6 protein-coding genes are annotated in these 6,055 nt (G+C 75.2%); 4 read left to right on the top strand and 2 right to left on the bottom strand.

Annotated elements, in window-relative coordinates:
- The first annotated feature begins 274 nt into the window (after positions 1-274).
- A complete protein-coding gene (locus ACWFNE_RS13125; protein ID WP_452122875.1) occupies positions 275-1,798 on the top strand; it encodes a glycoside-pentoside-hexuronide (GPH):cation symporter in 1,524 nt (507 codons plus the stop codon).
- Positions 1,799-2,036: 238 nt separating this feature from the next.
- Complete coding sequence (locus ACWFNE_RS13130; protein ID WP_452122876.1) at positions 2,037-2,660, top strand: HAD family hydrolase; 624 nt, start codon at positions 2,037-2,039, stop codon at positions 2,658-2,660.
- Here ACWFNE_RS13130 and ACWFNE_RS13135 read toward each other — a convergent pair.
- A complete protein-coding gene (locus ACWFNE_RS13135) occupies positions 2,657-3,298 on the bottom strand; it encodes a cytidylate kinase-like family protein (RefSeq protein ID WP_452122877.1) in 642 nt (213 codons plus the stop codon). The genes ACWFNE_RS13130 and ACWFNE_RS13135 overlap by 4 nt on opposite strands.
- Before the next feature lie 88 nt (positions 3,299-3,386).
- Between ACWFNE_RS13135 and ACWFNE_RS13140 the strand changes: the two genes are divergently transcribed.
- Complete coding sequence (locus tag ACWFNE_RS13140) at positions 3,387-4,364, top strand: metallophosphoesterase (protein WP_452122878.1); 978 nt, start codon at positions 3,387-3,389, stop codon at positions 4,362-4,364.
- 109 nt (positions 4,365-4,473) lie between these two features.
- Here the strand turns inward: ACWFNE_RS13140 and ACWFNE_RS13145 are convergent, their stop codons facing one another.
- Entirely contained in the window at positions 4,474-5,370 is an 897-nt protein-coding gene (locus ACWFNE_RS13145; RefSeq protein WP_452122879.1) for an AraC family transcriptional regulator, read from the bottom strand.
- Between the two features lie 27 nt (positions 5,371-5,397).
- On the opposite strand from ACWFNE_RS13145, the gene ACWFNE_RS13150 reads away from it, so the two are divergent.
- Complete coding sequence (locus tag ACWFNE_RS13150; protein WP_452122880.1) at positions 5,398-5,928, top strand: VOC family protein; 531 nt, start codon at positions 5,398-5,400, stop codon at positions 5,926-5,928.
- Positions 5,929-6,055: the final 127 nt, after the last annotated feature.

Below are 6,055 nucleotides of genomic sequence, written 5' to 3' on the forward strand. Positions count from 1 at the left end.
CGGTTGTCGCCTGTTGCCGCCCGGCCGTGCGCCGCGTGGCCGCCGGGCGTGCTGTCGCTGCCCCCGGGACCGTCCCTGCGCGCGTCACCTGCGGTGTCACCCCGGCCCACCGGCGGCCGGGCCCCGTGCCTCCGGCCCGTGAGCCCGCGGCGACCGACCGGCAGGCGGGCGGCGCCAGCAACTCGTGGCAACCGATTGCTCGACCGCGGCCCCCGGTGCCTGACTCGTACTCATACCGATCCGGCCACAGCGCCGGCCACCCTAGGAGAACCTCATGATCGTCGTCTCTGAGCCGGCCGCCCCCGCCGCCGCCGTGGCCCCGACGAGGCTGACGTGGCGCAACTACTCCGGCTACGCCGCCGGGGACGCCGCGAACAACCTCGCGTTCTCGATGTCGTCGGCGTTCCTGCTGCTGTACTACACGAACGTCGTCGGCCTCGGCGCTGCCGCCATCGGCACGATGTTCCTGCTCATCCGCTTCTGGGACGCCCTCGCGGACCTCGTCGCCGGCCGGCTCGTGGACGCGAAGAAGCCCGGGCGCCTCGGCAAGTTCCGCCCCTTCATCCTCGTCTTCTCGCTGCCGCTGCTGCTGTCGAGCATGGCGATCTTCTCCGCGAAGACGTTCTTCCCCGACATGGGCCAGACGTCGGCGCTGCTGTACGCCTACGTCACCTACGCGCTGATGGGCACCCTCTACAGCCTCGTCAACATCCCGTACGGCTCGATCGCCCCGGCGATGACCCAGGTCCCGACCGAGCGCGCCAAGCTCGCGTCGTGGCGCGTGTGGGGCTCCAACATCACGATCCTCATGCTGTCGTTCGTCGTCGCGCCGCAGATCAAGCGGTTCACGGGCGACCCCGAGGGCCTGCAGAGCTCGCTCTTCGTCACGACCGGGATCTTCGTGGTGCTCGGCATGGTGCTGTACCTGTACACGGTCATGACGGTCAAGGAGCAGGTCCAGCGCGACGTCGCGGCCCCGACCCTCCGCGAGAGCATCGGCACGCTGCGCCGCAACAAGCCCCTGCTGTGGCTGTGCGGCGGGAGCCTCGCGTTCCTCACCGGCCTGACCGCCCTCAGCACGCTCGCCGCCTACTACGCGATCTACGTGCTCCAGGACGCGCAGTACATCGCGTGGAACGCCCTGGCCCAGGCCGCCGGCACCTTCCTCGTCGCGTCGTTCATCCCCCGGATCGTGGCCCGGTTCGGCAAGAAGAACGGCTTCCTCTTCCTCGGCGTCGTCGGGATCCTCGCCGGGGTGCTGCTCGCGGTCGCACCACCGTCCGTGCCCTTCGTCGCGGTCGTCGGGTTCTTCGTCGTCGGGATCGGCATGGGTGGCGTGAACACCCTGATGTGGGCCCTCGAGGCCGACACCGTCGAGTACGGCGAGTGGAAGACGGGCGTGCGGACCGAGGGGACCACGTACGCGCTGTTCTCCTTCACCCGCAAGATGGGCCAGGCCATCGGCGGGGCAGCCGGTGCGTACGCGCTCGGGATCGCCGCGTTCAGCTCGCAGCGCGCCACCGAGGGGCTGCTCCAGACCGACGCGACGATCGAGGGCATCCAGATGTGGTCCGGCGCTCTCGTCGCCGGCTTCATCGCGATCTCGCTGCTGATCATGGCGTTCTACCCGCTCACGGACGCCGTGTTCCAGAAGATCGTCGCCGAGATCGCCGCCCGGCGGGCCCAGCGCGACGCCGACGCGCACACCAGGTACGCGGTCGACCACGCGCAGTGGGAGGCCGACGAGCGCGCGCGCCGGGAGGGCGGCGCGCGCACCCGCCCAGCCAGCGAGGTCTGAGCGGAGGCCGCCCGGCCAGGGGGACGGGCGGGGCGACGGCCGGGCGGACGACCGCCCGGCCGTCGTCGTGCGCGCCGGGTGAGGGGCTGCGTCAGGCGCCCGGTGGGTCCGCGAGCTCCGCGACGACCTGGGTGGCGGGCTCCCGCCGCAGCGGCCCTGCTCGGGTCCGCGGCCGCCCTGCTCGGGTCCGCGGCCACGCTGCTCGGGTCCGCGGCCGCCCGCTCCGTAGGCTCGCGTCATGACGCACCTGGTCTGGGACATGGACGGGACCCTGCTCGACTCCACGGCCGTCGTCCCCGACGCGTTCGTCGCCACGGTGCGCGAGCTCGGCGTCGACGACGTCGACCGCGAGAGGGTCGTCGCGGCGTACTCGCTCGGCGTGCCCGAGGTCATGCTCGAGCACCTCGTCGGGAGGACGCTGAACGACAGCGAGGTCGACCTCTACTACGACCGCCTGCTCGGCAGCAGCGTCACGGCCTACGACGGCGTCCTGCGCACGCTGGGGGTACTCCGGGACCGGGGCGTCCCGGTCGTCGTCTTCACCGGCGCCAGCAGCCGGGCCGCGCGCACGCTGCTGGCCTCCGCCGGAGTCCGGCCCGACATCCTCGTCGGCGGGGACCACGTCGCCCGCCCGAAGCCCGCACCGGACGGGGTCCTGGAGGCGGCGCGCCGGCTGTCGGTCGACCCGGCCGAGGTCGTGTACATCGGCGACGCGCCCACCGACCTGCGGGCCGCCCGGTCCGCCGGTGCGCGCGGTGCGGCCGCCACGTGGGGGCACCTGTACCGGGCGGACGAGCCCGCGGACGTGCGCCTCGCCGCCCCCGAGGACGCCCTCGCCCTGCTGGCCGCCGACGGTCGCTAGGCCGGCTCCCCGCGCGCGGTGTGCACGATGGTCGACACCGCGCGCTCGAGCGGGATGCGGCTCGTGTTGACGACGAGGTCGTACCGGTCCGGGAGCCGGGGGTCCCACCCGTACAGGGCGAGCGACATCTCCGCGCGCACCCGGTCCTCGACCCGCTGACGGGCGGCCGCACGCTCACGGGGGATGCCCGCGGCGCGGGCGGCGCGCTCGACGCGGTCCTCGACCGCGCCGGTGAGCAGCACGTGCACCGTGCGCGGCCGCTGGGCGAGGACCACCGCGCCGTTGCGCCCGACGATCACCCCGCCCCGGTCCGCCATCTCCCACACCGCGTCGTTGTTCGCGATGACGAGGTCGTGCTTCTCGCGCTGCGTCGTCGCGACGTCCCGGCCCTCGAGCCCGCCGTACGCGCCGCCGAGCACCCCGTACACCCGCGCGAGCACCGCGCCCTGCTCCGTCGCCGTCGCCGTCGCCGTCGACGCAGCGCCCTCGAGCTCCTCCGAGGCGAAGGCCTGCGCGTGGAACGGGACGCCGAGCGCGTCGGCGACGGCCCGCCCGACCTCGTCGGCCCCGGCGCCGTACTGCTCGAAGATCGTGACCACCGGCGGGAGGTCAGCGGTCTCCGTCGCGTCCTGTCCCATGAGGGCCTCCGTCGGCCGTGCGGACCGGCGCCCCGGGCACCAGGGCGCCTGCGTCCCATCCTGGCCTCGTCACCCGGGAGAATCCAGCATGACCTCCACCGAGCAGCCGCTGCGGATCCTGCACCTGTCGGACACCCACCTGTCCGCGCCCGGCGTCCTGCACCACGGCGCCGTGGACACGCTCGCGGCGACCCGCCGGGTGCTGGACGCGTGCGCGGTGCTCCCGCCGCCTGACGTGGTCGTGGTCTCGGGCGACGTGTCCGACGACGGCAGCGTCGCGTCGTACGAGGCGGCCCGGGACGTCGTGGGCGGGTGGGCGCTCGCGCGCGGGGCCCGGGTCGTCCTCGCCCCGGGCAACCACGACCAGCGCGGGCCGTTCCGCCAGGTGCTCGGGGACGGGCACCTGGGCGACGGGTGGGGCGGGGACGGGCAGGGCGGGGACGCGCGGGCCGGGGTGGCGGGAGTGCGGGCGACGGGCGGTGCGGCGAGCAGGGACCCGGTCGCCCCGGTCGACCCGGACGAGCCGGTCGACGGCGTGTCCTGGGTCGGCGGCCTCCGCCTCGTCACGCTCGACAGCTCGGTGCCCGGTGCGGGCTACGGGCGGCTGGACGCGGCGCAGCTCGACCGGCTGCGCGACGAGCTGCTCACCCCGGCGCCGCGAGGCACGGTGCTCGTGGTCCACCACCCGCCGCTGCCCCCGGTGACCCGTCTGCACCACGTCCTCCGGCTGCGCGGCCTCGACGAGCTCGCCGCGGCGCTCGCGGGCAGCGACGTGCGCGTCGTGCTCGCCGGGCACTACCACCACCCGATGACGGGGGTGTTCGCCGGGCGGCCCGTCGTGGTCGCGCCGGGCGTCGCGAACCGGACCGACACCTTCGTGACCCCGGGTGCGGAGCGCGCGGTGCGGGGCTCGGGTGCGGCGCTCGTCGAGCTCGGGCCCGACGGGTCGCTGCACGCCACGTTCCACGTCGCGCCCCACGCGCAGGACGGCACCGAGGTGTTCTTCTACGACGCTGCTGTGGTCGAGCAGATCGCCGCAGCCGCCGGTCCGCCTGCGGGCGACTGAGCAGCGCGTCCCGCGGCGGGCATCACCCTCCGCACGTCCGCACGTCCGCACGTCCGCACGTCCGCACGTCCGCACGGCGGCGCGTCCGCACGGTGGCGCGGCCGCGCGGTCACCCCGGGGGCGGCGTCGCCGGGCGCAGGCTGCGCGCGTACCGGGCCGGGCTCACGCCGACCGCCGCGGTGAAGTCACGGGTCAGGTGCGCCTGGTCGTACCACCCGAGCCGCACCGCGAGCGCACCGAGGTCCGTGCCCGGGTCGGCCTGGAGGTCGGCGACGGCATCCTGCAGGCGGCCGCGGCGGATCAGCCACTTCGCGCTCACGCCCACGTGCTCACGCGTGAGGCGCTGGAGCGTGCGGACGGTGAGTCCGTGCGCGGCCGCGACCTGGTCGACGCGCGTGAGCGACCGGTCCGCCATGACGTGCGCGACGACCTCGCGGGCGGTCGCGCCGCGCGGGTCCGGGGCGGCGGGGAGGCGGGCGGCGAGGAACGCGTCGAGCACCGCGCACCTGTCCTCGTCGCGCGCGGTCGCGAGGACCTCGTCGCGCAGCGCGTCCGCGTCCGGCCAGAGCTCGCGCGCGAGGACGACGCGGTCCGACAGCGGGTGCGCCGGGGCGCCCGTGAGCGCCGTGAGCGCACCCGGGCGGAGCTTGGCGCCGATCACCCGTCCGCTGCCGCGCAGGGTGATCTCGAAACGGCGGGTCAGGACGCCGTGCACCAGGGCGGCGGGCATCGCGACGCCGTGCTGCGGGGAGTCCGCGTCCTCGACGGTCAGGTGCAGCGCCGGGTGCGAGAGGACGCCGGACGGCTGCGTGCGCTCGGTCGGGAGGTCCCACTCGACCGCCCAGTAGTGCTCGACGAGCTCGTCGACCTCGGGCGCCGCCGGGTAGCGCCCGAGGCGGAACACGGGGCCGACGAGCTCGGGGTGCAGGAGGCCGCGGGCCGGGGGAGCCGCGGGTACCCGTGACCCGACGACCTCGTCGCGTGTCGCCTCTGTCCAAGACGCCATGGGACCACCGTAGGCAGGATCGGGGACATGACCGAGAGCACCCAGACCACCGAGAGCACCACCGCCGCGGGCACCGGGCCGGCCGGGCAGCCACCCGTCGCACCCGTCCCGCCCGGATACACCTCGCTCACGCCGTTCCTCGTCGTGGACGGCGCCGAGCGGGCGATCGACTTCTACACGCGTGTGTTCGGCGCGACGCTGGTCTCGCGGAACGACAACGCGGACGGCACCGTCGCGCACGCCGAGCTCGACCTCGGCAACGGCCGGCTCCAGCTCAGCGACCCCAGCCCGGGCGCCGGGCTCGTCGCGCCGCGGGGCGGCGAGGGCCGCGACCACTCCTACGTCCTGTACTGCGCCGACGTCGACGCGGTGTGGGCGGCGGCCGTCGAGGCGGGCGCCACCCCGTTCGAGGAGCCGTCGACGTTCGTCACGGGCGACCGCTTCGGTGCGGTGCACGACCCGTTCGGCCACCGCTGGGCGATCCTCACGCGCGTCGAGGACGTCTCGCCCGAGGAGGCCGAGCGTCGCGTGAACGAGTGGATCGCGTCGCAGGGCTGAGCGCCGCAGCCGTACCCCCGGGCCGGGGGGGGGGGGGGGGGGGGGAGTCGCCACCCCCCCACCCCCCCCCTATCTTCCCCTTGCTCCTCCCCCCCCCCTCCCTCCCCCCCCCCCCCCGATATACTAT

It is taken from the genome of Cellulomonas sp. NPDC055163, from assembly GCF_053607065.1.